The organism is Bradyrhizobium sp. WBAH42 (genome assembly GCF_024585265.1).
In the GTDB taxonomy this organism is placed as follows: domain Bacteria; phylum Pseudomonadota; class Alphaproteobacteria; order Rhizobiales; family Xanthobacteraceae; genus Bradyrhizobium.
Genome location: NZ_CP036533.1, coordinates 1282631 through 1309034, shown reverse-complemented (window position 1 = coordinate 1309034; position 26404 = coordinate 1282631). Strand labels below are relative to the sequence as shown.

The 26404-nt window shown below is 65.5% G+C and carries 19 protein-coding genes and 1 pseudogene; 6 read left to right on the top strand and 14 right to left on the bottom strand.

The window, feature by feature from the left end; genetic code table 11:
• Positions 1 to 3 precede the first annotated feature (3 nt).
• The gene (locus DCG74_RS06135; protein ID WP_172788905.1) at positions 4 to 1560 is read left to right on the top strand and encodes an MDR family MFS transporter; all 1557 of its coding nucleotides are present in this window, start codon (positions 4 to 6) and stop codon (positions 1558 to 1560) included.
• A gap of 134 nt (positions 1561 to 1694) precedes the next feature.
• Here the strand turns inward: DCG74_RS06135 and DCG74_RS06130 are convergent, their stop codons facing one another.
• The 6 genes from DCG74_RS06130 to pcaF all read right to left on the bottom strand — a co-directional run bounded on the left by DCG74_RS06130 (position 1695) and on the right by pcaF (position 8493).
• On the bottom strand, positions 1695 to 2756 hold the full coding sequence (locus DCG74_RS06130) for a phosphotransferase (protein ID WP_172788906.1): 1062 nt from the start codon (positions 2754 to 2756) through the stop codon (positions 1695 to 1697).
• 67 nt (positions 2757 to 2823) lie between these two features.
• Positions 2824 to 4512 (bottom strand): methyl-accepting chemotaxis protein, encoded by a 1689-nt coding sequence (locus DCG74_RS06125; protein WP_172788907.1) that lies wholly within the window; start codon positions 4510 to 4512, stop codon positions 2824 to 2826.
• 241 nt (positions 4513 to 4753) lie between these two features.
• Entirely contained in the window at positions 4754 to 5356 is a 603-nt protein-coding gene (gene pcaG, locus DCG74_RS06120; RefSeq protein ID WP_172788908.1) for a protocatechuate 3,4-dioxygenase subunit alpha, read from the bottom strand.
• 1 nt (position 5357) lies between these two features.
• Entirely contained in the window at positions 5358 to 6059 is a 702-nt protein-coding gene (gene pcaH, locus DCG74_RS06115; RefSeq protein ID WP_172788909.1) for a protocatechuate 3,4-dioxygenase subunit beta, read from the bottom strand.
• 123 nt (positions 6060 to 6182) lie between these two features.
• On the bottom strand, positions 6183 to 7076 hold the full coding sequence (locus tag DCG74_RS06110; RefSeq protein WP_172788910.1) for a dioxygenase: 894 nt from the start codon (positions 7074 to 7076) through the stop codon (positions 6183 to 6185).
• A 208-nt stretch (positions 7077 to 7284) separates the two neighbouring features.
• Positions 7285 to 8493, bottom strand: coding sequence for a 3-oxoadipyl-CoA thiolase (gene pcaF / locus DCG74_RS06105; RefSeq protein WP_172788911.1), 1209 nt, complete (start codon positions 8491 to 8493; stop codon positions 7285 to 7287).
• Positions 8494 to 8832: 339 nt separating this feature from the next.
• On the opposite strand from pcaF, the pseudogene mutS reads away from it, so the two are divergent.
• Positions 8833 to 11587: pseudogene (gene mutS / locus DCG74_RS06100) on the top strand (DNA mismatch repair protein MutS).
• Between the two features lie 103 nt (positions 11588 to 11690).
• Here mutS and DCG74_RS06095 read toward each other — a convergent pair.
• The 6 genes from DCG74_RS06095 to DCG74_RS06070 form a co-directional block, all read right to left on the bottom strand.
• The gene (locus tag DCG74_RS06095) at positions 11691 to 13367 is read right to left on the bottom strand and encodes a PAS domain-containing methyl-accepting chemotaxis protein (protein WP_172787903.1); all 1677 of its coding nucleotides are present in this window, start codon (positions 13365 to 13367) and stop codon (positions 11691 to 11693) included.
• Positions 13368 to 13620: 253 nt separating this feature from the next.
• The gene (locus DCG74_RS06090) at positions 13621 to 14421 is read right to left on the bottom strand and encodes a hypothetical protein (protein ID WP_172787904.1); all 801 of its coding nucleotides are present in this window, start codon (positions 14419 to 14421) and stop codon (positions 13621 to 13623) included.
• A gap of 126 nt (positions 14422 to 14547) precedes the next feature.
• On the bottom strand, positions 14548 to 15057 hold the full coding sequence (locus DCG74_RS06085; RefSeq protein WP_172787905.1) for an OsmC family protein: 510 nt from the start codon (positions 15055 to 15057) through the stop codon (positions 14548 to 14550).
• Positions 15058 to 15112: 55 nt separating this feature from the next.
• Positions 15113 to 15898 carry an ABC transporter ATP-binding protein gene (locus tag DCG74_RS06080; protein ID WP_172787906.1) on the bottom strand — a complete coding sequence of 262 codons (786 nt, stop codon included), beginning with the start codon at positions 15896 to 15898 and terminating at the stop codon, positions 15113 to 15115.
• A 4-nt stretch (positions 15899 to 15902) separates the two neighbouring features.
• On the bottom strand, positions 15903 to 16748 hold the full coding sequence (locus DCG74_RS06075) for an ABC transporter permease (protein ID WP_172787907.1): 846 nt from the start codon (positions 16746 to 16748) through the stop codon (positions 15903 to 15905).
• Between the two features lie 133 nt (positions 16749 to 16881).
• A complete protein-coding gene (locus DCG74_RS06070; RefSeq protein WP_172787908.1) occupies positions 16882 to 17853 on the bottom strand; it encodes an aliphatic sulfonate ABC transporter substrate-binding protein in 972 nt (323 codons plus the stop codon).
• Between the two features lie 187 nt (positions 17854 to 18040).
• Between DCG74_RS06070 and DCG74_RS06065 the strand changes: the two genes are divergently transcribed.
• A complete protein-coding gene (locus tag DCG74_RS06065; RefSeq protein ID WP_172787909.1) occupies positions 18041 to 20830 on the top strand; it encodes a [protein-PII] uridylyltransferase in 2790 nt (929 codons plus the stop codon).
• Between the two features lie 159 nt (positions 20831 to 20989).
• On the opposite strand, the gene DCG74_RS06060 is transcribed toward DCG74_RS06065, so the two are convergent.
• A complete protein-coding gene (locus DCG74_RS06060) occupies positions 20990 to 21520 on the bottom strand; it encodes a methylated-DNA--[protein]-cysteine S-methyltransferase (RefSeq protein ID WP_172787910.1) in 531 nt (176 codons plus the stop codon).
• A 72-nt stretch (positions 21521 to 21592) separates the two neighbouring features.
• Between DCG74_RS06060 and DCG74_RS06055 the strand changes: the two genes are divergently transcribed.
• On the top strand, positions 21593 to 21976 hold the full coding sequence (locus DCG74_RS06055; RefSeq protein ID WP_246708945.1) for a DUF1304 domain-containing protein: 384 nt from the start codon (positions 21593 to 21595) through the stop codon (positions 21974 to 21976).
• A 134-nt stretch (positions 21977 to 22110) separates the two neighbouring features.
• Complete coding sequence (locus DCG74_RS06050) at positions 22111 to 23337, top strand: ABC transporter substrate-binding protein (protein WP_172787912.1); 1227 nt, start codon at positions 22111 to 22113, stop codon at positions 23335 to 23337.
• A 139-nt stretch (positions 23338 to 23476) separates the two neighbouring features.
• Here the strand turns inward: DCG74_RS06050 and DCG74_RS06045 are convergent, their stop codons facing one another.
• Entirely contained in the window at positions 23477 to 23902 is a 426-nt protein-coding gene (locus DCG74_RS06045) for a DUF1330 domain-containing protein (protein WP_172787913.1), read from the bottom strand.
• Positions 23903 to 24072: 170 nt separating this feature from the next.
• Here DCG74_RS06045 and DCG74_RS06040 point away from each other — a divergent pair, with 170 nt between their 5' ends.
• Positions 24073 to 26283 carry a transglycosylase domain-containing protein gene (locus DCG74_RS06040; protein WP_172787914.1) on the top strand — a complete coding sequence of 737 codons (2211 nt, stop codon included), beginning with the start codon at positions 24073 to 24075 and terminating at the stop codon, positions 26281 to 26283.
• Positions 26284 to 26404 lie beyond the last annotated feature (121 nt).

Below are 26404 nucleotides of genomic sequence, written 5' to 3'. Positions count from 1 at the left end.
GCGATGTCCGGCCCCAATGCCAGCCTGATGGTCCCCGGCCTGCGCCGGAACATGGTGACGATCTGCGCCATGACCGCGACCATCATGCAGGCGCTGGACACCACCATCGCCAACGTCGCTTTGCCCTACATGCAGGGCACGCTGTCGGCCTCGCAGGATCAGATCAACTGGGTGCTGACCTCCTACATCGTCGCCGCCGCGATCATGACGGCGCCGGTGGGGTGGATCGCCAACCGCTTCGGCCGCAAGCGCATCTTCATCATCTGCTCGGCCGGGTTCACGATGGCATCGGTGCTGTGCGGCCTCGCGCAGGACATCAACCAGATGGTGCTGTTCCGCCTGCTGCAAGGCGTGTTCGGCGCCGCGCTGGTGCCGCTGTCGCAATCGGTCATGCTCGACTATTACACGCTCCAGGAGCGCGCCAAGGCGATGTCGATCTGGGGCATGGGCGTGATGATGGGCCCGATCATGGGACCCTCGCTCGGGGCTTGGCTGACCGAGACCTATTCCTGGCACTGGGTCTTCTTCGTCAATCTGCCGTTCGGCGCCATCACCGTGCTCGGGCTGATCGTCTTCATGGACGAGACCGAGAAGAATCTCAGCCTCAAATTCGACTGGTTCGGTTTCGCCGCGCTGGCGGTAGCGATCGGCGCGCTGCAGCTCGCACTCGACCGCGGCGAGCAATTGGGCTGGCTGGAATCGAATGAGATCGTCGCGGAGTTCATCGTGGCGGCCGTCGCGTTCTACTTCTTCCTCGCGCATTCCTTCACGACCTCGACCCCGTTCATCCGCTTCGCCCTGTTCCGGGACCGCAACTTCGTCACCGGCTGCCTGTTCATGATCGTGATGGGACTCGTGCTGTTCTCGACCATGGCGCTGGCCTCGCCCTACATGCAGAACGTGATCGGCTATCCCATCATCACCGCCGGCCTCTTGCTGGCGAGCCGCGGCATCGGCACCTTCTTCGCCATGATGCTGGTCGGCCGCATGATGCGCTACTTCGAGGCGCGCACGCTGATCATCTCCGGCCTGACGCTGACGGCGGGCTCGCTGTTCCAGATGACAGGCTGGACCGATCTGACCCAGGTGCCGGAGATCGTCACCGTCAGCGTGATCCAGGGTTTTGGCTTCGGTCTCGTCTTCGTGCCGCTCTCGACCGTGGCGTTCCTGACGTTGTCGAACGAGCTGCGCACCGACGGCACCGCGATGTTGACCCTGATGCGCAACGTCGCGAGCTCGGTCGGCATTTCCGTCGTCATTGCCGAGCTGACGCAGGGCACGCGGCGGACCTATGCGATCCTCTCCGAGCACGTCAACCCGTTCAACCACGCACTGCAGATGCCCAGCGTCAGCGGCCTGATCAATCTCTCCACCGACGCCGGCCGCGCCATGGCCGACCGGATGGTCAGCGTGCAGGCGCAGATCATCGCCTTCGCACACGACTACCAGCTGGTGATGCTCTTCGTCCTCTGCACCATCCCGCTCGCTCTGCTGATCGGCTCGACCAAGGCCACGCTGCGCAAGCAGGCGGCGGGGCCGGAACATGCGGTGATGGAGTAGCGGGAGATCTCATGCCCCGGACGCAGCGCAGCACGCAGTGATGCGCTGCTGAGCCGGGGCCCAGCTTGCGGCACGCTGGTCCCGGTTCTGCGTCGCAGCGTTACACGCTGCACCGCGCCCGGGACACAACAGCGCTACAACAGCTCCTCGCAGCCCAGATCATCCACGGCCGCAAACACCCGCTCCAGATTGTTCCACCAGATCAGCGGCGGGATGTTGATGCTCCACTGCCAGATCGGCTTGGTGATGTGCCAGAGCACCGACCGTCGATAATCCTGGTCGAGCGCGCCGCGCGTATAGCCGGCGACGCCGCGCGCGATCAGGGTTTCGTGGTATTGGTTGAGGAGTGAACGTTCGAGAGCCTGGCGACGCTCGGGATACCATTGCGTCGCCATCATGTAAGCGAGGTCGCCAGTCGGCACATTGATGCGCCACTGATCGAAGTCGAAAATGCGCACGCTGTCGTTCACACCGGTGCGTGGCAGCAAGAAATTCCAGATATGGGCATCGCCGTGAGCAATGGTGACGTGGCGGCGAGAATGATAGCGCTCGAACAGGCGATCTGACTGCTCGATAAGCCGGCGATAGAGAATGCGCCGCTCTTCGCTCAGACGATCGCCAAGGAGATCGGCGAAACGATCATAATGACCGGCGAACGTCTCCATCAGCTTTGCGGAGTCCTCGGCACTCATCCAGTCACCGACGGTCTCACCGAGATCGGGATGATCCCACCAGGCCGCGTGCCACCCCGCGAGTGTCGTGACGATCGCCATTGCTTGAGGTCGCGCCGGCGGCAGCGGCCACTGGGTCGCGACTTCGTGACTATCCGTCAGATCCTCGAGCAGGAGATGCCAGCTTTGGCCCTCCTCGTCGAAACGCCCGTCGAAGCAACGCGGCACCAGCCCCGACGGCATGTTCGGTGCGAGCTTCGAGTAGAAGGCCACCTCGTGCCGACCGCCATGCGCGAGCGTCTTGGCAAAATTGGCATGAGGCGTTTTGAGAATCAGGCTCTGCGGCGAACCGGCGGACTCCCCGACGTAGCGCAGGCCAAGCCGGGTGATATGCGACACCAGGGTGACGCGTTCATCCAGCACCTTGACCTCGCGCACGGCGCCGGCGTCCAGCGCACCCGCCTTGCGCAGCGCAGCCGTCAGGTAGCTGGGCTCAGTAACCGCAGCCAGTTGTGGAGATGTCATGCAGCGCCCCCCGGTGCCGCGCCATACTGCACGATCACCCGCCCGGGCACCAGCGGCTCGCGCCGACTCAGGCTGCCGCGGTCGAGTCGCGCACGGTCCGCACGACGACCGAGCGCAGCTGCTCGAGATTGGCCGCCATCCCGGCGATCGCCTGCCTCACATCCGCGGCGCGCGCGTTGACGGAGGCGGCATCGCGGCTGACGTCGCCGATCTTGGCCGAGACCTCCTTCGCCGCGGAGGCCGATTCGGAAATCGACCGCGTGATCTCCCGGGTCGCGGCATCCTGCTCTTCCATCGCGGCGGCGACCGAGGTCGCCACGCCGTCGATCTCGATGATGTGGCCTCCCATGGCCTCGACGGCGTCGACCGCGGCCTGGGTCGAGGCCTGGATCTCGGCAATCAGCCGCCCGATCTCCTCGGTCGACTTGGCGGTCTGGTCGGACAGGGACTTCACCTCGGCCGCAACCACTGCGAAGCCGCGGCCGGCCTCGCCGGCGCGCGCCGCCTCGATCGTCGCGTTGAGCGCGAGCAGGTTGGTCTGGCCCGCAATGCCGCCGATGAGATCGGAGACCTCGGCGATCTTCTTCACCGATCCGGCCAGCGCCTGAATGGTCGAACGCGCCTGCTCGCGGCCGGCGACCGCCGATTTGGTGACGCTGCTGGTCCGCGCCACCTGGCCCGCGATCTCGCGGATCGAGGCGCTCAATTCTTCGGCCGCAGCCGAGACGGCTTGCGAGCTGCCGAGCGCCTGCGTCGAGGCCGCCGCGACCGCCTGCGACTGCGCCGAGAGCGACTTTGCGATCTCCGACAGGCCGGAGGCGGCCTGCTCCACGCCCTGCGTCGCCGCAGTCGCGGTATCGACCGAGCGGCCGGTCTCGCGCTCGACCGTCTCCGCCATCTGGTGCAGGGCGGAGCGCTTGGCGAGCGCCGCCGCCTGCTCCTGCCGCAATTGCTCCTCGCGCAGACGGGAATTCTCGACCGCCGCCTGCTTGAACACCACAAGTGCGCCCGCCATCGAGCCGACCTCGTCCTGGCGCTGCGCGAACGGAATGTCGGCGTCGAGATCGCCGGTCGCGAGCTTCTGCATCGTGTCCGTCATGCGCACGATCGGGCGCACCACGCCGAGGGCAACACCCAGCAGGCCGGCGGTAACGAAGGCGAGGACGGCAACGGAGACGCCGAGTAGGATATAGAGCATCGCGCTGTCGCGGTCCGCGGCCAGCTTCTCCATGGCTGCATTCTGCTTGTTCGCACTATCGACAATGCTGTCGATGACCGCGCGGTGCGCGGTATAGGCGTCCTTGAGCTGCGCATAGGCGCGCTCGGAGGCCGCAATGTCCTTGGCCTTGAGCGCCGGCAGGAGTTGATCCGACGCCTTCCAGAATTTCTGCACCTCCGCATCGGATTTCGACACCAGCGCGGTCTTGAGGTCGGCCGAGAGGCTGGAGGAGACCCAGAACGCCTTGCGCTCGTCGTATTCCTTGCGGAGCTGGACCAGGCGCTCGCCATGGGCGGCCAGCTGGTCCGGCTCGCGCATGGCCAGCGTCGCCTCGAGATAGGCTTCGATGACATATTCGGGCGGCGGCAGGATGTCGGCGATGAGGTCGTTGCCGAGCTTGATGTCGGAATAGAGCGGACCGCCGACCTTGAGCTCTTTCAGGGCGTACAGGCTGGTCGAAACAATGGCGGCAAAACCAACGGCGAGAACGACGCCAAACGCGACGATCGCAGAGGACAAGGACAGACGAAATTTCATGAAACAATCCAGGTCAGCGTCGAAACTGCCGCCACCCTAGACGACTACGGTAAATACGGGATTGATTCGCGCGGGAATTGTATTTCGCGAGCCCCGCATAAATACGGGAATTGACGTCAACTCATCGGTATTGAGTCAGCGAGGCTGACGCACAAACGCGCAAAACAACGTTTGAGTTTGATCGATGCGCTGAATGAGATGTGCGTGCCGGGAGAGCAATCTTCCCCGACACGCCTTGCCCTCACACGTCGAAGAACACCGTCTCGTTGTCGCCCTGCAGGTGCAGGTCGAGCCGGTAGACCGGCTTGCCGGCCTCGCGGATCGCAGTGAGCGTGGCCCGGCGGTCCGCCGGCACCAGCGCCAGCACGGGATCGGCGGCGTTGCCGGCCTCGTCGCTGAAATAGATGCGGGTATAGAGATGCCTGAGCATGCCGCGGCCAAACACCGCAAGCAGGATGTGCGGCGCCTGCGGCTTGCCAGCGGGATCGGGCACGACACCCGGCTTGATGGTCTCGAAGGAATAGTTGCCGTCCTTGTCGGTGCCGCAGCGGGCAAAGCCGCGGAAACTCGCATTCGGCAGCGCGCGCTTGTCCTGGGGATCGGCGAAGCGGCCCTGCGCATCCGCCTGCCAGATCTCCAGCATGCAATCCGGCACGGCAACGCCATCACCGTCGAAGACACGGCCCTCGATACGAACGCGATCGCCGGTGACATCGGGTGTCAGCGTCGAGTTGGTGAATGCGTCGTTCCACGCGTACTCGCCGGTCGGTGTCAGTCCGTATTTGAAGAACGGACCGACGGTCTGGGATGGGGTGATCCCGTCGGGCTTCACAGAATCCTGCACGTTAGTGGTTCTCCATGGGCGTGGCGTTCTTGCCGCGCAGCACGATGTCAAAGCGGTAGCACAGCGCCCATTCGGGCTGGGTGTTCTCGAGGTCGAAAGAGGAAACCATCCGCGCCCGCGCCTTCTCGTCCGGCACCGAGTTGAAGATCGGATCGAACGGAAACAGCGGATCGGCCGGGAAGTACATCTGCGTCACCAGCCGCGTGACGAAGGAATGGCCGAACACCGAGAGATGGATATGCGCGGGACGCCAGGCATTGTGGTGATTGCCCCAGGGATAGGCGCCGGGCTTGATGGTGACGAAGCGATAATAGCCGGACGCATCGCTCACGGTGCGACCCGCGCCGGTGAAATTCGGATCCAGCGGCGCCGGATGCTGATCGCGGACATGGACATAGCGGCCGCAGGAATTGGCCTGCCAGATCTCGACGAGCGAGTTCGGCACGCCGCGGCCGTCCTCGTCGCGCACATGGCCGTGCACGATGATGCGCTCGCCGAGCGGCTCGCCCGCGTGCTGACGGGTGAGATCGTTGTCGCCCTCGCGCACGGTCTCGTGGCCGTAGACCGGTCCGGTCAGCTCCGACAGCGTATGGGGCATCGGGATCAAGGGCTTGTTCGGCGCACGCTTGATCGAGCTCTTGTAGTCGGGCGACAGCGGCAGCGGATGCGCCGCGTTGCTGCCGGTGGGATAGATGAATGTCATTGGCGAACTCCTCCCCGGCATTTTAGGTCCGGCCGGTCAACGCTTCTGCCAATCATTATAGGATATAACTAATTTGGGAAAGCCGGTTTAGCGGCGTTCCCGCGCATGGCAGCCGGCCGCTCCCTACCTGATAGGCGCACGCGGAAGCACGGCCTCTCCGGCCTCGAGCCGGTAGGTATGGTCGAGCGAATACCAGGGCACCGAGGCGTCCTTCGCGGTCGGATGCGGCGTATCGTGGCGCACGAACTTGCCGATCAGAGCCTGTGTCACACCGAACTGCACGTCGCTGTCGATATGAGGGTCGCTCGGATCATACACCTGCGAGATCAGCACCTTGAATCCTGGCTTGAAGATCAGGGCGTGCAGATGTGCGGGACGATAGGGGTGGCGGTCCTGCGCCTTGAGCAGGCGGCCCACGACACCATCGGTCGGAATGGGATAGCCGACCATCATCACCGAGCGGAAGGAAAAGCGCCCGTCGGAATCGGACATGAACTTGCCGCGCAGGTTCATGTCGGCCTGCTCGGGGTCCTGGTTCTCGTAGAGGCCGACCGGCGAGGCGTGCCAGACATCGATCTCGGCACCCGCGACGGGCCGGCCGTCCCTGTCGACGACGCGGCCGCTGACGAACAGCGTGGCCCCCGGCGTTTCCGAGCGCACGATCGATCCGCCATTCTCGACCCGGGGCGAATTCAACCGCCAGAACGGCCCGAGCAATGATTGATCGGTCTCCGTATTGCCCTGATCGCCGTTGTTGAGCAGGCACACCAGCGACGAGACGCCGAGCGACCCCGCCATCAGCACGACTTCGTTGTGCGTGTCGGTGGTCAGCTTGCCGAGCTCGGCCACGATCGCCGTGGCATCGCGGAACTCCTTCTCGGTCAGGCGAACGTCGCGCACGAAGGCGTGCAAATGCTTGACCAGGGAGACCATGATCTCGCGCAGCCGCGGATCGGATGTCCGCTCCATCACCGCCAGTGCCGCGGCCGTGACGTCCTTCTCGCGCTCGATGATCATAGCCACCTCCCAACCATCCGGTCGTTCCGGGCGCGAGTGAAAGGAGCGGCCCCGGAATCTTCACCTCTCCCCGCCTGCGGGGAGAGGTCGGATCGCCCTTGCGATCCGGGTGAGGGGGTACAGGTCCCACGGTCATCTCATTTGCGGAGAGAGGCCCCTCACCCCAACCCTCTCCCCGTAAGAACGGGGAGAGGGGGAGGATGGAGTCTTAATTCAGCTTTTCGATCGCCACCGCGACACCCTGGCCGACGCCGACGCACATGGTGGCGAGCGCCAGCTTGTCGCCGCGCTTCTCCATGCCGTGCACGGCGGTGAGTGCGAGACGGGCACCGCTCATGCCGAGCGGATGGCCGAGCGCGATGGCGCCGCCATGCGGATTGACGAAATCGGCGTCATCGGCGACGCCGAGCTGGCGCATGCAGGCGATGCCCTGCGAGGCGAAAGCTTCGTTCAGCTCGATCAGGTCGAAATCGCTGATCTTCTTGCCGAGGCGTTCCATCAGCTTGCGGGTCGCCGGCACCGGGCCGATGCCCATGATCCGCGGCGGCACGCCGGCCGAGGCGAGCCCGAGGATGCGCGCTCGCGGCGTCAGGCCGTGCTTCTTCACCGCGGCTTCCGAGGCCAGGATCATGGCGGCGGCGCCGTCATTGACGCCGGAGGCATTGCCGGCCGTGACGGTGCCCGGATTGCGCACGATCGGCTTCAGCTTGGCCAGACCTTCCAGCGTGGTCTCGGGGCGCGGATGCTCGTCCTTGTCGACCGTAACAGGACCGGCCTTGCCGCCAGGAATCGTGATGGGCGTGATTTCTTCCGCGAAATAACCCGCCGCGATCGCTGCGCCCGCACGCTGCTGCGAGCGAATGGCGAAGGCGTCCTGGTCGGCGCGCGAGACCTGGAACTCCTCGGCGACGTTCTCGCCGGTCTCGGGCATCGCATCGACGCCGTACTGTGCCTTCAGCAGTGGATTGATGAAGCGCCAGCCGATGGTGGTGTCGAAGATCTCGGCCGAGCGCGAGAAGGCCTCCTGCGCCTTGCCCATTACGAAGGGCGCGCGGGTCATCGACTCGACGCCGCCGGCAATCGCAAGCTCGATCTCGCCGGAACGGATGGCGCGGCCCGCGGCACCGACCGCATCGAGGCCCGAGGCGCAAAGCCGGTTCAAGGTCTGGCCGGGAACCGAATCCGGTAGGCCTGCGAGCAACAGCGCCATGCGCGCGACGTTGCGATTGTCCTCGCCGGCCTGGTTGGCGCAACCGAAGAAGACCTCGTCCACCTGTGCCCAGTCGAGCTTGGGGTGTTTTGCCATCAGCGCCTTGATCGGGGCGGCGGCGAGATCGTCGGCGCGCACCTGGGCGAGCGAGCCGCCGAAACGGCCGATCGGGGTCCGCACGGCATCACAGATAAAGACGTCACGCATCGTTGTTCTCCCTGAATGCCGCGATCCGGCCAAATTCTTCAATGTCGGCGGAGTTTTAGGAGCGCGCCTGCGGCAGGTCAATTGACGGTTTCGCGGGTGGCATATTCGAGCGATGTCATGAAACTCAGCCGTCATTCCGGGGCGCGCCGAAGTCGCGAGCCCGGAATCCATAACCACGAGCCGGGGTTATGGATTCCGGGCCTGCGCCTATCGGCGCATCCCGGAATGACGACCGAGAGTGTGGCGCATACATCCCGCCATGCGGACAGCGTGGAAAACCCGCCCTCCCCAGCCAAACCGATAGGACGCTCAGGCGAAATTTTGTAGGTTGCGCCGCCCATGACCATGCAACAACCGATACCCGTTCCGCCGCCCGACGACACGCCCACGCCGCAGGCCGAGGCTGCCGCGCGCGTCACGCCGATGATGGAGCAGTATCTGGAGATCAAAGCAGCGCATCAGGGCTTGCTGCTGTTCTACCGGATGGGCGACTTCTACGAATTGTTCTTCGAGGACGCCGAGATCGCTTCAAAGACGCTCGGCATCGTCTTGACCAAGCGCGGCAAGCACCAGGGCGCGGATATCCCGATGTGCGGCGTGCCGGTCGAGCGCGCCGAGGATTACCTGCATCGTCTCATCAGCGCCGGGCATCGGGTTGCGGTGTGCGAGCAGACCGAGGATCCCGCGGCGGCGAAAGCGCGCGGCAACAAGAGCGTGGTGCGCCGCGGCGTGGTGCGGCTGGTGACGCCGGGCACGCTGACCGAGGACACGCTGCTCGATGCGCGTGCCAACAATTACCTGTTGGCGATCGCGCGGGCACGCTCGTCCGCCGGCGGCGACCGCTTCGGCCTCGCCTGGATCGACATCTCGACGGCCGAATTCACGGTCACCGAGGTCTCGGGCGGCGAGCTCGCCGCGACGCTGGCGCGCATCAACCCGAACGAGGCGATCGTCACCGACGCGCTCTATAGCGACAACGAGCTCGGCCAGACCTTGCGCGAGCTGCCGGCGGTGACGCCGCTGACCCGCGACGTGTTCGACGGCGCCACCGCCGAGAAGCGGCTGTGCGACTACTTTGCCGTCTCGACCATGGACGGGCTCGCGCAGCTGACGCGCCTGGAGGCCACCGCTGCGGCCGCTGCCGTTACCTATGTCGACCGCACCCAGGTCGGCAAGCATCCGCCGCTGTCGCCGCCGGCGCGCGAGGCTTCGGGCGCGACCATGGCGATCGACCCGGCCACGCGCGCCAATCTCGAGCTGACGCGGACGCTCGCCGGCGAACGCCGCGGCTCGCTGCTCGACGCGATCGACTGCACCGTGACCTCGGCGGGCTCCCGCCTGCTGGCGCAGCGCCTGGCCGCGCCGCTGACCGATGCGCCGGCGATCGCGCGGCGGCTAGATGGGGTCAGCGCCTTCGTGGCCGATTCCGCCGCGCGCGAGGACATCCGCAGCATTTTGCGCGGCGCGCCCGATATGTCGCGCGCTCTGGCTCGGCTCTCGGTCGGCCGCGGCGGGCCGCGCGACCTCGCCGGCATCCGCGACGGCATCATCGCCGCCGACCAGGTGTTGACGCGGCTCTCCGAGCTGGATCAACCGCCGCAGGAAATCGCGGCAGTGATGGCGGCGCTGCAGCGGCCGTCGCGCGAGCTTGCTGCCGAGTTCGCCAGCGCGCTCGACGAGCAGCTGCCGCTGATCAAGCGCGACGGCGGCTTCGTGCGCCAGGGCTACGAGCCCGCGCTGGACGAAGCGCGAAACCTGCGCGACGCCTCGCGCCTCGTGGTCGCCTCGATGCAGGCGCGCTACGCCGACGTGACCTCCGTGAAGGGCCTCAAGATCCGGCACAACAACGTGCTCGGCTATTTCGTCGAGGTCACCGCCCAGCACGGCGACAAGCTGATGTCGCCCCCGCTGAACGCGACCTTCATCCATCGCCAGACGCTGGCGGGACAGGTGCGCTTCACCACCGCCGAGCTCGGCGAGATCGAGGCCAAGATCGCCAATGCCGGCGACCGTGCGCTCGGCCTCGAGCTCGAGATCTTCGAGCGGCTCTGTGGCAAGGCGCTCGCGATCAGCGACGATCTGCGCGCCGCGGCGCAAGGCTTCGCGCTGCTCGACGTCGCGACGTCGCTGGCCAAGCTCGCAGTCGACGAGAACTATGTGCGGCCCGAGGTCGACGGCTCGCTCAGCTTTGCGATCGAGGCCGGCCGCCATCCCGTGGTCGAGCAGGCGCTCAAGCGCAACGGCGAGCCGTTCATCGCCAATGCCTGCGACCTGTCGCCTGTACCCCCACCCTACCCTGGGTAGGGTGGGGGCAGGCCAGCTCTGGCTGCTCACCGGTCCCAACATGGCGGGTAAATCGACCTTCTTGCGCCAGAACGCGCTGATTGCCTTGATGGCGCAGATCGGCAGCTTCGTGCCGGCCACGCGTGCGCGGATCGGCATCGTCGACCGCCTGTTCTCGCGCGTCGGCGCCGCCGACGATCTCGCCCGCGGCCGCTCCACCTTCATGGTGGAGATGGTCGAGACCGCGGCGATCCTGAACCAGGCCGGCGAGCGCTCGCTCGTCATCCTCGACGAGATCGGCCGCGGCACCGCGACCTTCGACGGCCTCTCCATCGCCTGGGCCGCGATCGAGCATCTGCACGAGAACAACCGCTGCCGCACATTGTTCGCGACGCACTATCACGAGCTGACTGCGCTCGCGGCCAAGCTGCCGCGCATGTTCAACGCCACGGTGCGGGTGAAGGAATGGCAGGGCAACGTCGTGTTCCTGCACGAGGTGCTGCCGGGCTCGGCCGACCGCTCCTACGGCATCCAGGTGGCGAAGCTCGCCGGCCTGCCGCCGGCGGTGATCACGCGCGCCAAATCGGTGCTGTCCAAGCTGGAGGCGCAGGACCGCGGCCAGACCGCGCGAGCCTTGGTGGACGATCTGCCGCTGTTCGCGGTGCCCTCACGCGCCGCCACTGAAGCCGCGCCGCCGAGCGACGCGGAGCTGCTGATGGAGGCGGTGAAGGCGCTGCACCCGGACGAGATGTCGCCGCGCGAGGCGCTGGATGCGCTGTATGCGTTGAAGGCCAAGCTGCCGAAGCCGTGATGGCCTGTAGGGTGGGTTAGCGAAGCGTAACCCACCATCTTCATTTCCGAGGAGATAGAAGAGGTGGGTTACGCCTTCGGCTAACCCACCCTACGACGCCCGCCTACCCCCGCGCCGCGATCGCCGCGGCTTCCGCGGCCGCGCGCTGCATGCTGGTCGACATCTCGTTGGTCACCGTGCTCTGCTCCTCGACGGCCGCGGCGGTCGAGGTGACGTATTCGCTGACGTTGTTGATCGCCTGCTTGATCGAGCCGAGTGCGCTAACGACGTCACCCGAGATGCCGTTGAGGCTGCCGATTTCCTGGCCGATCTTGTCAGTGGCCTGCTTGGCCTGGTTGGCAAGGCTCTTCACTTCGGACGCCACCACGGCAAAGCCGCGGCCGGCTTCACCGGCGCGGGCGGATTCGATCGTGGCATTCAGCGCGAGCAGATTGATCTGGCCGGTGATGCTGTTGATCATCTCGACGATGCCGCTCATCGCTTGCGCGGCTTCGGTGAGGCGCTGGGCCTGGGCATCGGCCGCGGCGACCTGGTCGACGGCGCTCATCGCGGTCTCGCGCGACTTGGTCATGGCCTCGGAGATCTCCCGCACCGAAGCGTTGAGCTCCTCCGAGCCGGCGGCGACCGATTCCATCATGCCGCGAACGCGCTCGTTGCCCATGCGGACCAGCACCTGCTTGGTGGTGTCGGTGGCATATTTCACGACCTTGACCGGCTTGCCGTTGAGATCGAAGATCGGGTTGTAGGAGGCTTGGATGTAGACTTCCTTGCCGCCCTTGCCGATGCGCTTGTATTCCCCGGCTTGGTATTGACCGCGACCAAGCGCAGCCCAGAATTCCCGATAGGCGGCGCCGTCGCGCTCACTGGGCTCGACGAACATGCTGTGATGCTTGCCCTTGATCTCGGCCAGCGAATAGCCGAGTGCGCCCAGGAAGTTGGCATTGGCCGTGATGACCGTGCCGTCCATGTTGAACTCGATCACGGCCTGCGCCTTGTCAATCGCCGCGATCTGACCTGCGATATCGGCGGTCTTCAGCTTCTCGGCAGTGACGTCAGTTGCGAACTTGACGACTCCATACGGCTTGCCGCTCTCGTCGAGCAGCGGATTGTAGGAAGCGAGGATCCAGACCTCGCGGCCGCCCTTGCCGATACGCTTGAACTCGCCGGCCTGGTATTCGCCGCGGTTGAGCTTGGCCCAGAATTCGCGATAGGCAGCGCCGTTGCGGTCAGCCTCGGCCACGAACAAGCTGTGATGCTTGCCCTGGATCTCGGCGAGCGAATAGCCGAGTGCCTTGCAGAAATTCTCGTTGGCGGTGACGATGGTACCGTCGAGCTTGAACTCGATGACGGCCTGGGCGCGGCTGCTGGCGGCGATCTTCGATGCGTCCGTCATGCTCCGGATCTTCTTCTCGGTGATGTCGGTCGCGATCTTGGCGACCATCACCGCCTTGCCGTCGCCGTCGAGCACCGGATTGTAGGATGCTTCGATCCAGACCTCGTGGCCGTCCTTCGCGATTCGCTTGAACTCGCGCGCCTGATACTCGCCGCGGTTCAGTGCGGCCCAGAACGCCTTGTACTCGGCGCTGTCGCGCTGGTCTGCCGGCACGAACATCGAGTGATGCTTGCCCTGGATCTCCTCGAGCCGGTAGCCGAGGGCGTCGAGAAAATTCTTGTTGGCCGTGACGATCGTGCCATCAAGTTTGAATTCGATCATCGCCTGCGAGCGACCAATGGCATCGAGCCGCGCCTGTGCGTCACTGTGGGACTTACGGCCGAACATTCAAGTATCTCCTCGATGAGAAATCATTAGGCATGGCGCGCACAGCGCCGCGCTTGCGCTCGAAGTTTTCGGCTCGTGGTTTGCGACTTTCGTACTGATGGAACTCTAGCCCGTTATCCAACGAGGTCGTCTCGACAGCTGACGAGCGAGCGTAGGGTCAAGACACAAAGATTAAATTAACGACGTTATCGGAAACGCGCAGTCGAACACCGCAGAACTACCGGCTGAGCACCGCAAAGGTCCCGTACCAAGCTTACGTTTCGATGCGCAGCCTTCTGCGTCCACGCCACCACAGCGTCAGATTCCAGGCCACGCAGGTCCCGAGTGCGACGCACAAGCCGACTGCGGAACCGAACCACACGACTGCAACGTGCAGGACGGCGATGGCCATGCCAAATCCGAGCAGGCCCCAGGCGGAGTTGGCGAGCACGGCGGCGGTCGGCGGTCCGCCGATGCGCGGATGCAGGATCACCATCATGCTGGAGAACACCACGGGGAAGAGTGCGATGATGCCGCTGATGCGCGGGCCGACCCAGCTCGAAGTCGACACCACGATGGCGACGAGGGTCGCAACCAGCGCAGCGCGCATCGGCACGTCGTACCAGCGGCGCATCACCAGCGGCATCTTCACATGGCGATAGCGCGCGAGCAGTGGAATGCAGATGCCGAATGCGATCAGATTGGCGGCAAGCCCGGCCGTGAGCGTCCAGTCGAACTGGCGGATGATCGAGGCCATCCCGATCCACACCGCGAAAGCGCTTCCGCAACTCACCACGAGAGTGTGCCGCTGCGACAGCACAACGTAAGTGAGGCACATGAAGATCGTCGCCGCATTGACCGGCAGGCTCGCCAGCGCGCCCTGCGCGATGAAAGCGGCGTCGTGGTCGATCGCAAGAAAGACGTAGGACGGCCCCGCCGACACCGGCAGGGTCGCGATCAGCGCGCCGATCACCGGCCCCGAGCGTTCGGTGATGATCGACGCCGTCACCACGAACGCCGCCGCGATCGCCATGCGCAGGAAGAGAAAGAGGAGGAAGTGGAGGTCGAGGGACATTTTTTGTGCCGGGCAAGCGGCGCGCTGATCCGGACAGAAAGCGAAGTTATTCAGTCCGTCATTCCGGGGCGCGCGAAGCGGCGCGCCCCGGGACGACGCCAATTGGTGGGATGACGACTTGCGTCCTCACATCCGCTGCATCGACACCGAAACCTTCGGGCCGTTCTTGATGGTCTGGTAGACCACGCAATAGCGCTCGGTGAGCTTGAGCAAGAGATCGAGCTTGTCCTGCGGCGCTGACGTGTCGACCTCGAAGCGCAGGCGGATCTCGGCGAAGCCGACCGGCGTCTCCTTGTCGACGCCGAGCGTGCCGCGGAAGTCGAGGTCGCCCTCGGCGTAGACGTTGCCGGTCTTCAAGGGCACCTCGATTGCGGTCGCGACCGATTTCAGCGTGACGCCGGCACAGGCAACGAGCGCTTCGAGCAGCATGTCGCCGGAGCAGAGCTCGAGGCCGGAGCCGCCGGTTGCGGGGTGGAGGCCAGCCGTTGCGATGGCGCGGCCGGTCTCGACCTTGCAGGCGATGCCTTCGCTATTGGTGGAGCCCTTGGCTTTCAGCGTGATCAGCGCAGCCTTGGGATCGGTCTTGTAGCGCTCCTTGATCGGGGCCTGCATCTGGCGCAGCTCTGCGGCGTCCATCTTGTTCTCTCCCGGAGTTTGATGCCTGCCGATGTACCGGCTCGCGGCGAGATTGTCACCACCACATGGCCTGACCGGGACCCTGGGTTGCGTCGCGGTCGGGAACGTTGCGGTCGAGCGACCGGTCGAGTGACGTCAGCACACTGCGCTTGAAATTCTCGAACAGCGGCGAATTGCGGTCGCGCGGCCGACCGAGATTGATCTCGATCTGATCGAACAGCCGCCCCGGCCGCGGCCGCATCACCAGCACGCGATCGGCCAGCACCACGGCCTCGTCGACGTCATGCGTGACGAGGATCAAGGTCGGCCGCGTATCGGCCCAGAGGTCGAGCAGATGGTCCTGCAAATCCCTGCGGGTGAAGGCATCGAGCGCGGAAAACGGCTCGTCGAGCAGCAGCACCTCCGGCTGCGGCACCAGCGCGCGGGCGATCGCGACGCGCTGCGCCTGTCCGCCCGACAGCTCGCGCGGCCAGGCCTGCGCCTTATCAGCGAGGCCGACGCGGGCGAGCGCACGCGCGACCATCTCGTGCCGCTCGGCCGCGGGCAGGCCGGCAAGGCCGAAGCCGATATTGTCGGCGACGCTGAGCCAGGGCAGCAGCCGCGGCTCCTGGAAGATGATGCCGATCTTGGCATGCGGCGAGCCGATCGCCTCGTCGTCGAGCGTCACCGTGCCGGAGCTGGCGCGATCGAGGCCGGCGATGGCGCGCAGCAATGTCGATTTGCCGCAGCCGGAGCCGCCGATAATGGCGATGATCTCGCCTTGCCTGATCTCGGCCGAGAAGCGCGCCAGCGCCTCGACGCCGTTGGGATAGGTCTTGCTGACCCGGTCGAGCGCCAGCATCGCCTCAAGCTCCCTTTGCCCGCCCGAAGGCGTCCTGCCAGCGCAGGAACGGTGCGGCGGCAAGCTCGATCAGCCAGTCGGTGAGCTTGCCGAGCATGGCGAAGATGACGATGGCGGCCAGGATCTGCGCGGGCTTGCCGAGCTGCTGGCCGTCGAGCAGGAGATAGCCGAGCCCTTCGGAGGCGCCGATCAATTCGGCTGCGACCACGAACATCCAGCCGAGGCCAAGACCGACGCGCAAGGACACGACATAGGCCGGCAGCACCGCCGGCAGCAGGATGCGGCGGATCATTGCGGGTCCCGACAGGCGAAAGGTGCGGCCGACCTCGACGATCTTGCGATCGACCGAGAGGATGGCGCCCATGACGCCGAGATAGACCGGGAAGAACACGCCGACCGCGATCAGCGCGATCTTCGAGGTCTCGAAGATGCCGAGCCAGAGGATGAACAGCGGTACCCAGGCGAGCGAGGGAATCGCGCGCAACGCCTGCACCGTCGGATCGAGCAGCCGGCGCGCCAGCGACCAGTAACCGGAGATGGCACCTAACAGCGTGCCCGCGACCACGCCGAAGGCGAAGCCGAGCGAGACGCGCCACAGCGTCGCCGTGATGTGGCGGACCAGCTCGCCGGAACGGGCGAGCTCGGTAATGGTAGCAAACACGCGCGAAGGCGGGGGCACCAGGCGCCCGTTGGACCAGCCGAGCCACACCACGAGCTCCCAGCCCAACGCGAGCGTCAGCGGCAGCACCACTCCCAGCAGCGGCCGCGCGTAACGCGACAGCCGTGAGGGCACAGGCGCGCTCTCGGCTGTATCAGGGGTTTGCTGCAGGACTGGCGCGTCGGAGATCATAGCCGGTAGGAAGCGCGTCTGGTTGTGGAATGCAACAGGACTATCGCCGCGCCCTCGCCTGTCGTCCCGGGCTCGCTTCGCGCCCCGGGACGGCGGCGGTCTCTATTGCGCGCGCTTGCCTCTTCCCTGCGAGCTAATTCGTTGGCAGCGGAACCTGGTCGTCGATCAATGCATCCAGCGTCGCCTTGACGTCGACCTTGGCATCGACGACGCCGGCCTGCTGAAGCGCAAGGCCTGCGGCGAGGATCGACTCGCGCTGCGGCGCGCCGATGCGGCTGTGGGTGAGCTCGGTGCGCTCCTTGAGCTGCTTGTCGACGACGGCCTCGGGCAGCTTCGTCACCGCGATGAAGGTCTTCTTCAGCTCGTCGTAATTCGCCAGCGAATATTTGCGCGCCTCCTCGTAAACCGCGAGGACGCGGCGCGCGATGTCGGGTTGATCCTTCAGGAACTGCTCGCGCACATTGAGGATGCCCCAGGTGTTGGCGTCGGCCTTGCGATAGAACAGCTTGGCGCCCTCCTCGACCTCGGCCTGCGCCATCATCGGATCGAGGCCGGCCCAGGCATCGACGTCGCCGCGGATCAGCGCGGTCTTGCCGTCGGCGTGCTGGAGCAGCACCGGCGTGATGTCCTTCTCGGTGAGGCCCGCACCGAGCAGTGCGCGCACCAGGAAGATGTGCGGGTCGGTGCCGCGCGTGACCGCAACGCGCTTGCCCTTGAGGTCGGCAACGCCGGCGATCTTGGACTCCTTGCCGGTCACCAGCGCGGTCCATTCCGGGCGCGAATAGACGTAGATCGACTTGATCGGGTTGCCGTTGATGCGGGCGACCAGCGCCGCCGAGCCCGCGGTCGAGCCGAAATCGATCGAGCCGGCGTTGAGGAATTCGAGCGCCTTGTTGGAGCCGGCCGACTGCACCCAGGTGACGGTGATACCGTCCTTGGCGAACTCCTTCTCCAGGAGCCCCTTCTGCTTCAGCACCAGCGACACCGGATTGTAGGTCGCCCAGTCGATGCGGATCTCCTTGAGCGGGTCCGCCGCCTTCGCCGCTTGGGTCAATGCGAGCGCCAAAGCTCCCGCCAGAACAATAATTCGTGCAATCCCAGCCATGCTCAGCCTCCTGAAAACTTCATTGTTTTTCAATGAGTTATATCCAGAGGTCAACGAGAAAATCGCCACTCCGAAAGCGCGTCGGCCGAGAACAGATTTGCCCGAAGCAGGACCTTTCCAGCATGGAACGGCTATTGCCAGATAATGGCGGGTGACAGCGCCTGTCACCTCTTATATCCGGTGAGACATGGACAGCGTCGCGACTGAGCACAAGGCCGAGGTGGACGATCGCTTCGATACCGCGCGGATCACCGCCGCGGTCGATGCGCTCGCCGAGAAGCACGAGGGGCGCGAGGACGCGTTCCGCACGGCGATGGCGCAATTGCTGAAGGCCGAGCTGATCGCGGCGCGCGCCGCCGCGCAGGCGATCCTTCTGAAGGACCGCCACGGCCGCCGCTGCGCCGAGCGGCTGTGCCACGTGCAGGACGAGATCATCCGCATCCTGTATTCGGCCGCGACGCGCCATCTCTACCGCTCGCCGATCCCGAGCGGTGCCGAGCGCATGGCGGTGGTGGCGACCGGAGGCTACGGCCGCGGCCTGATGGCGCCGGAATCGGACATCGATCTGCTCTTCATCCTGCCCTACAAGCAGACCGCCTGGGGCGAGCAGGTCGCCGAAGCCATCCTCTATTGCCTCTGGGACATGGGACTGAAGGTCGGTCACGCCACGCGCTCGGTCGACGAATCGATCCGGCAGGCGCGCGGCGACATGACGATCCGCACCGCGATCCTGGAGACGCGCTTCCTCACCGGCGACAAGCCGCTCTACGACGAGCTGGTCGAGCGCTTCGACAAGGAGGTGGTGCAGGGCACCGCGTCCGAATTCGTCACCGCAAAGCTCGCCGAGCGCGAGGAGCGCCATCGCCGCGGCGGCCAGTCGCGCTATCTGGTCGAGCCGAACGTCAAGGACGGCAAGGGGGCCTTGCGCGACCTGCACACGCTGTTCTGGATCGCCAAATACGTCTACCGCGTGCGCGATACCCACGAGCTGGTCGGGCGCGGCGTGTTCGACGCGCAGGAATATCGCACCTTCCGCCGCTGCGCCGACTTCCTCTGGTCGGTGCGCTGCAATCTGCACTTCTACTCTGGCCGCGCCGAGGAGCGCCTGTCCTTCGATCTCCAGCGCGAGATCGCGATACGTCTCGGCTACACCTCGCATCCGGGCATGCAGGACGTCGAGCGCTTCATGAAGCACTACTTCCTGGTCGCCAAGGAAGTCGGCAACCTCACCGCCATCCTCTGCGCCAAGCTCGAGGACCAGCAGGCCAAGCCCGCGCCGGTGCTGAGCCGGGTGATGGCGCGGCTGCGACCGACCGCGGTGAAGCGGCGCGTCCCCGACAGCGACGACTTCATCGTCGACAACAACCGCATCAACGTCGCCGCGCCCGACGTGTTCAAGCACGACCCGGTCAATCTGATCCGCATCTTCCGCCTCGCGCAGAAGAACAACCTCGCCTTCCACCCGGACGCGATGCGCGACGTGACGCGCTCGCTCGGCCTGATCAACGCGGGCTTGCGCGAAAATCCCGAAGCCAACCGACTGTTCATGGAGATCCTGACCTCCGACAATGCCGAGATCGTGCTGCGGCGGATGAACGAGACCGGCGTGCTCGGCCACTTCATTCGCGCCTTCGGCAAGATCGTCTCGATGATGCAGTTCAACATGTATCATCACTACACCGTCGACGAGCACCTGATCCGCTGCATCGGCTTCCTGCAGGACATCGAGCGCGGCGGCATCGAGGAGTTCGCGCTGGCGAGCGACTTGTTCCGCAAGATCCGGCCCGAGCACCGCGCGGTGATCTACATCGCAACGCTGCTGCACGACGTCGCCAAGGGCCGGCCCGAGGACCACTCCATCGCCGGCGCCAAGGTGGCGCGGCGGCTCTGCCCGCGGCTCGGCTTCAGCCCGGCCGACACCGAGCTCGTGGCCTGGCTGATCGAGGAGCACCTGACGATGTCCACGGTCGCGCAGTCGCGCGACCTCTCCGATCGCAAGACCATCGAGAATTTCGCTGCCGTGGTGCAGTCGGTGGAGCAGATGAAGCTCCTGACCATCCTGACCACCGCCGACATCCGCGGCGTTGGCCCGGGCGTGTGGAACGGCTGGAAGGCGCAGCTCCTGCGCTCGCTGTACTACGAGACCGAGCCGGTGCTGACCGGCGGCTTCTCGGAAGTCGACCGCGGCAAGCGCCTCGCCGTTGCGCACACCGAGTTCCGCATGGCCTTCGCCGAATGGCCGAAGGACGAGCTCGATGCCTATATCGGCCGGCACTATCCGGCCTATTGGCTCAAGGTCGAGCTGCCGCGCAAGATCCGGCACGCCCGTTTCGTCCGCTCCAGCGAGCAGGCCGGCCACAAGCTCGCGATCAATGTCGGTTTCGACGAGGTGCGCGGCGTCACCGAGTTGACGATCTTCGCCGCCGACCATCCCTGGCTGCTGTCGATCATCGCGGGCGCCTGCGCTTCGGCCGGCGCCAACATCGTCGACGCCCAGATCTACACCACGACCGACGGCCGTGCGCTCGACACCATCTCGATCTCGCGCGAATACGATCGCGACGAGGACGAGGGACGGCGCGCCACGCGCATCGGCGAGATGATCGAGGACGTGCTGGAGGGCAAGCTGCGCCTGCCCGAAGTGGTGGCGCGGCGCACCGTGCGCAGCAAGGCAAAGCCGTTCGTGATCGAGCCGGAGGTGACCATCAACAACCAATGGTCAGATCGCTACACCGTGATCGAGGTCTCCGGGCTCGACCGGCCCGGCCTGCTCTACGAGCTGACCACAGCGATCTCCAAGCTCAACCTCAACATTGCGTCAGCCCATGTCGCGACCTTCGGCGAGCGCGCGCGCGACGTGTTCTACGTCACCGACCTCCTGGGCGCGCAGATCAACGCGCCGACGCGCCAGGCCGCGATCAAGAGCGCGCTGACCCATGTGATGGCCGGCGACAAGGCGGTGCAGCCCGCGGCGTGACGAGCGATCGGGGGATTCTCTCCACTCGTCATTCCGGGGCGCCGCGCAGCGGCGAACCCGGAATCCATCAAGCAACACCGACAGTGCCGGTGAATGGATTCCGGGTTCGCGCTTCGCGCGCCCCGGAATGACGAGTGGAGGGGTTGGCGCGTTGCGTCTTCAAACCTCCACACCCTCGTGCCGCAGCAGCCAGCGCTTGCGCGCGAGGCCGCCGCCGTACTTCACCAGCGAGCCGTCCGCACCGATCAGGCGGTGACAAGGCAGCACCACGCTGATCGGGTTGGAGCCGTTGGCGTGGCCGACGGCGCGAATCGCGTTGGGCATGCCGATGGTTGCGGCGAGCGCGCCGTAGCTCAGCGTGGTGCCGGCGGGAATTTGCGCCAGCGCGGTCCAGACCTTCTGCTGAAACGGCGTGCCGGCGGTGCGCCAGGCGATGCCGGAGAGCTGGCCGAGCTCGCCTTCGAAATAACGCGAGAGCGCGGTGCGCATCTCTGCCGGCGCCGGCCGATCGCCGAGATCGACCGTCCCGTAATGCAGACGCAACAGCTCGCGCATCCGATGCTCGTAATCATGCCAATCGAGCGCCCGCAGCTTGCCCTCGGCATCGGTGACCAGCAGCGCGGTCCCGATCGGCGTCGCCAGGCGATCGAGGCCGAAGCGTTCAGGGAGGTTGGTTGATCGGATGGGCATGCAGCACCAGGCGGTCGAAACACATCGATCGCACTTGCCATGGTGGCCGTGCTAACGTCCACCCGAAAGCTGATGCTTTTGGGGGAGCTCACCTTGATCCTGATCGCCAATGTTCTGGTGGCGCTGGTCGCCGCGCTGCACGTCTTCTTCCTGGCGCTAGAGATGTTTCTCTGGGACAAGCCGCTGGGCCTGAAGGTGTTTCGGAATTCGCCCGAGAAGGCCGAGATCACCAAGGTGCTGGCCGCCAATCAGGGCCTCTATAACGGCTTTCTCGCTGCCGGCCTGATCTGGGGCCTCGTCCACGGCAACCCGGCCTTCGCGTTCCAGATCAAGGCGTTCTTCCTGCTCTGCGTGATGGTGGCCGGCGCCTATGGCGCGGCGACCGTCAGCACGCGGATCCTGATGGTGCAGGCGTTGCCGGCGGCAATCGCGCTGATTGCACTGTTTCTCGCCTGAGACGCTACGGCGCAGCGCCGCGATCCTTGCACTGCGGCGAAGCTTCCTCCACAATCTTCGGCAGCGATGGCGACCGTTGCAATCAACGGAGAAAGACCATCGGCCTAAAATTCCGTCAGGAGGAACTAACCAACATGAACAATCGCAGAGCCTTCATAGCGGCCACGGCGGCGTTCGCCGTCGCCGTCTCGACCAGCCAGGCGCTCGCCCAGAAGAAATACGACACCGGCGCTAGCGACACCGAGATCAAGATAGGCCAGACCGTGCCGTTCTCCGGCGCCTATTCCGTCTATGCCAATATCGGCAAGACCCAGGCCGCGTATTTCAAGATGATCAACGATCAGGGCGGCATCAACGGCCGCAAGATCAACCTGATCCAGTATGACGACGCCTATTCGCCGCCGAAGACCGTGGAGCAGGTGCGCAAGCTCGTCGAAGGCGACGAGGTGCTCTTCACCTTCCAGCTGATCGGCACAGCCGCGAACGCCGCCGTGCAGAAATACCTCAACGGCAAGAAGGTGCCGCAGCTGCTCGCCTCGACCGGCGCCGCCCGCTTCAACGATCCGCAGAACTATCCCTGGACCATGGCTTACAATCCGAACTACGTGTCGGAGGGACGGATCTACGCAAAATACATTCTCGCCAATCATCCCAACGCCAAGATCGGCGTGCTCTACCAGAACGACGACATGGGCCGCGACTATCTCGCCGGCCTCAAGAGCGGCCTCGGCGACAAGGCCGCCAGCATGATCGTCGGCGAGGTCTCCTATGAGGTGACCGACCCGACCGTCGACTCGCAGGTGGTCAAGCTGAAGTCGATGGGCGTCGACCTGTTCTATGACGCCTCGACGCCGAAATTCGCGGCGCAGGCGATCAAGAAGCTCGCCGACCTCGGCTGGACACCCGTGCACATCCTCGACATCAACGCGAGCCCGGTGTCGGCGACGCTGAAGCCGGCCGGCCTCGACATCTCCAAGGGCATCATCTCGACCAACTACGGCAAGGATCCGGGCGATCCCCAGTGGAAGGACGATCCGGGCGTGAAGGCCTTCTTCGCCTTCATGGACAAGTATTTCCCGGAAGGCGATAAGCTCAACACCGTCAACACCTACGCCTATTCGGTCGCCGAGCTGCTGGTGCAGGTCTTGAAGCAATGCGGTGACGATCTGACGCGCGAGAACGTCATGAAGCAGGCCGCCAGCATCAAGGGCTTCGTACCGAGCCTGGGGCTGCCCGGCATCAAGATCAACACCGGCGCGAACGACTATCGCGTCAACAAGCAGATGCAGATGATGAAGTTCAACGGCGAACGCTGGGAGCTGTTCGGACCGATCATCGAGGACACGGGCCCGTCCGGCTAGGCGAAGAGACGACGCGCCTGCCTCAACGACGTCATGCCCGGGCTTGTCCCGGGCATCCACGTTCTTGGGTCGTCAAGGAAGCCGTGGATGGCCGGGTCAAGCCCGGCCATGACGATCGAGAGAGCTTCCTACTTGGCGTTCAGATCGGTATCTCCCCAAAATTCTTCCCGACCGGCAGCACGGCGTGCCGGATCAGCCGCGAATCCTCGACCGCGGCCTGGCGGTGCTTCACCGCCTCGCGATAGACGGGGTCGCGGATCATCTCCACGAAGGCGGCGACGCTCGGATATTCGGCGATGAAGCAATGGTCCCAGCGCTCCTCCTGCGGGCCGATCAGCATCAGCTCGAACCTGCCCTGCCAGACGATACGGCCGCCGAGACGCTCGAACACCGGGCCGCTTTCGCGGCCGTAGGCCGCATAGGCTTCCGCGCCGCTGGCCTTGCGTCCGTCAGGATAGGCAGCCTCTTTGCGCAGGCGGACCAGGTTCAGCATCTGGATCGGGCCCGGGCGATCGTTCTCCCGGAATTGCGCGAAGATCTCCTTGGTCGGATCGATATGGCCCATGGCGCTCCCTCTCCTTATTGGAGCCGGCGATCCTAGCCTTGCCGCCCCGGAAGCGGAACTGCGGCCGGCGAATGCCGCATCTCCTAATCGCGCGTTAACGCCGGGGTAACCCGGCCTTAAACAGCGACCGCTAGCGTCTCGGCGGGGCGGGCTGACCGGGCGTTTGGCGTATGGCGTGGGGAAAGAAAAAGGGTGCGCGGAAGGAGCCGCTGTTCGGCTTGCCCGCGGCGCTCGCCGATCTGCGCCTGACCGCCGCGGACCGCGTTCCCGGCGGCGACGACAAGCCGAAGAAATCTGCCAAACCATCCGCCAAGCGCAAGAGCGAGGATGCCGGCGACGAGCCGCCGCGCGAGCGCAAAGCGCCAGCCAGCCGCAGCGGCGCCAAGCGGCGATCAAAGTCGCGCTTCGGTGCCGGCCTCGGCCGCCTGGTCTATTGGGGCGCGGTGCTGAGCCTGTGGGGCGTCATCGCCGTGATCGGCGTCGTGATCTATGTCGGCGCCCATTTGCCGCCGATCCAGTCGCTGGAAATCCCCAAGCGCCCACCGACGATCCAGATCGTCGGCATCGACGGCAGCATGCTGGCGCAGCGCGGCGAGATGGCCGGCGCCAATGTCGCACTGAAGGATCTGCCGCCGTATTTGCCCAAGGCGTTCATCGCCATCGAGGATCGCCGCTTCTATTCGCATTTCGGCATCGACCCTGTCGGCATCCTGCGCGCGCTGGTCACCAACGTCCTCCATCGCGGCGTGTCACAGGGCGGCTCGACCTTGACGCAGCAGCTCGCGAAAAACCTGTTCCTGACCCAGGAGCGCACCCTGCAGCGCAAGCTGCAGGAGGTGGAGCTCGCGATCTGGCTGGAGCGCAAGCACTCCAAGGACGAGATCCTGGAGCTCTATCTCAACCGCGTCTATTTCGGCTCCGGCGCCTACGGCGTCGAGGCGGCGGCGCAGAAATATTTCGGCAAGTCGGCGAAGAACGTGACGGTCGCGGAGGCCGCGATGCTGGCCGGCCTCGTCAAATCGCCGTCCCGCCTTGCCCCGAACCGCAACCCAGAAGGCGCCGAAGCGCGGGCGCAGATCGTGCTCGCGGCGATGGCGGATGCGAAATTCATCACCGACGCGCAGGCGAAGGCCTCGATCGGCCATCCCTCCTACAACGTGAAGCCGGCGGGCGCCGGCACGGTGAACTACGTCGCCGACTGGATCGGCGAGGTGCTGGACGATTTGGTCGGCCAGATCGACGAGAGCATCAAGGTCGAGACCACGATCGATCCGAAGCTGCAGAGCGTCGCCGAAGCCGCCATCATCGACGAGCTCGCGGCCAAGAGCGTGAAGTTCAACGTCAGCCAGGGCGCGCTGGTGGCGATGACGCCCGATGGCGCCGTGCGCGCCATGGTGGGCGGTCGGAACTATTCCGACAGCCAGTACAACCGCGCGGTCACCGCCAGGCGCCAGCCGGGCTCCTCGTTCAAGCCGTTCGTGTACCTCACCGCGCTCGAGCAGGGGCTGACGCCCGATACGATGCGCCAGGATGCGCCGATCGAGGTCAAGGGCTGGAGACCTGAGAACTACACCCATGAATATTTCGGCGCGGTGACGCTGACGCAGGCGCTGGCGATGTCGCTCAACACGGTCGCCATCCGCCTCGGCCTCGAGGTCGGGCCGAAGAACGTGGTGCGCACCGCGCACCGGCTCGGCATCTCCTCCAAGCTCGAACCCAACGCCTCGATCGCGCTCGGCACGTCGGAGGTCTCAGTCGTCGAGCTGGTCGGCGCCTACGCGCCGTTCGCCAATGGCGGCCTCGCGGTGGCGCCGCATGTCGTCACAAGGATCAGGACGCTCAGCGGCAAGCTGCTCTACATGCGCCAGCCGGAGGAACGTAACCAGGTCATCGACCCCCGCTATGTCGGTATGATGAATGCGATGATGCGGGAGACGCTGATATCGGGCACAGCCAAGAAGGCGGAGATCCCGGGCTGGCCGGCGGCCGGCAAGACCGGCACCAGCCAGGATTACCGCGACGCCTGGTTCATCGGCTACACCGCGAGCCTCGTCACCGGCGTCTGGCTCGGCAACGACGACAACTCGCCGACCAAGAAGGCGACCGGCGGCGGCCTGCCGGTGGAAGTCTGGTCGCGCTTCATGAAGACCGCGCTCGACGGCGTGCCGGTGGCAGCCTTGCCGAGCTCGCCTAGCGGCTGGGGCCTGTCGAACCTCGCGCAGGCGGCCTCGCAGGTGTCGCCGCCGACCCCGGCGCCTCCGCCGCAAGCGAACGCCGGCGGCTATCGCCCGCCGCCTCCGACGCGCGCCAATGTGCGCCCCGAGGCAGCCGCCGGGCTCGATGGCTGGCTGATGGATCGGCTGTTTGGCGGGAATCGGTAGCCGCAGGCTGAGGCCCTTCGGCGCCTCACAACAAAAACTGCGAAAACAACCCCATGCACAGTAGAACGCGAGTCCGGCGTGACGCGTGGTGGATCACTCGAAGCATTTGATGCGACGGGGT

Excerpts from the sequence above, each read along its gene's own strand:
- DCG74_RS06055 (WP_246708945.1), top strand. The coding sequence starts at position 21,593 with ATGCTTTTGGGGGAGCTCACCTTGATCCTGATCGCCAATGTTCTGGTG.
- DCG74_RS06090 (WP_172787904.1), bottom strand. The coding sequence starts at position 14,421 with ATGTCCCTCGACCTCCACTTCCTCCTCTTTCTCTTCCTGCGCATGGCG.
- DCG74_RS06125 (WP_172788907.1), bottom strand. The coding sequence starts at position 4,512 with ATGAAATTTCGTCTGTCCTTGTCCTCTGCGATCGTCGCGTTTGGCGTC.
- DCG74_RS06085 (WP_172787905.1), bottom strand. The coding sequence starts at position 15,057 with ATGGACGCCGCAGAGCTGCGCCAGATGCAGGCCCCGATCAAGGAGCGC.
- DCG74_RS06075 (WP_172787907.1), bottom strand. The coding sequence starts at position 16,748 with ATGATCTCCGACGCGCCAGTCCTGCAGCAAACCCCTGATACAGCCGAG.
- pcaH (WP_172788909.1), bottom strand. The coding sequence starts at position 6,059 with ATGACATTCATCTATCCCACCGGCAGCAACGCGGCGCATCCGCTGCCG.
- pcaF (WP_172788911.1), bottom strand. The coding sequence starts at position 8,493 with ATGCGTGACGTCTTTATCTGTGATGCCGTGCGGACCCCGATCGGCCGT.
- DCG74_RS06045 (WP_172787913.1), bottom strand. The coding sequence starts at position 23,902 with ATGGGCCATATCGATCCGACCAAGGAGATCTTCGCGCAATTCCGGGAG.
- DCG74_RS06130 (WP_172788906.1), bottom strand. The coding sequence starts at position 2,756 with ATGACATCTCCACAACTGGCTGCGGTTACTGAGCCCAGCTACCTGACG.
- DCG74_RS06080 (WP_172787906.1), bottom strand. The coding sequence starts at position 15,898 with ATGCTGGCGCTCGACCGGGTCAGCAAGACCTATCCCAACGGCGTCGAG.
- DCG74_RS06135 (WP_172788905.1), top strand. The coding sequence starts at position 4 with ATGTCCGGCCCCAATGCCAGCCTGATGGTCCCCGGCCTGCGCCGGAAC.
- DCG74_RS06110 (WP_172788910.1), bottom strand. The coding sequence starts at position 7,076 with ATGATCATCGAGCGCGAGAAGGACGTCACGGCCGCGGCACTGGCGGTG.
- DCG74_RS06095 (WP_172787903.1), bottom strand. The coding sequence starts at position 13,367 with ATGTTCGGCCGTAAGTCCCACAGTGACGCACAGGCGCGGCTCGATGCC.
- DCG74_RS06065 (WP_172787909.1), top strand. The coding sequence starts at position 18,041 with ATGGACAGCGTCGCGACTGAGCACAAGGCCGAGGTGGACGATCGCTTC.
- DCG74_RS06050 (WP_172787912.1), top strand. The coding sequence starts at position 22,111 with ATGAACAATCGCAGAGCCTTCATAGCGGCCACGGCGGCGTTCGCCGTC.
- DCG74_RS06070 (WP_172787908.1), bottom strand. The coding sequence starts at position 17,853 with ATGGCTGGGATTGCACGAATTATTGTTCTGGCGGGAGCTTTGGCGCTC.
- DCG74_RS06040 (WP_172787914.1), top strand. The coding sequence starts at position 24,073 with ATGGCGTGGGGAAAGAAAAAGGGTGCGCGGAAGGAGCCGCTGTTCGGC.
- DCG74_RS06060 (WP_172787910.1), bottom strand. The coding sequence starts at position 21,520 with ATGCCCATCCGATCAACCAACCTCCCTGAACGCTTCGGCCTCGATCGC.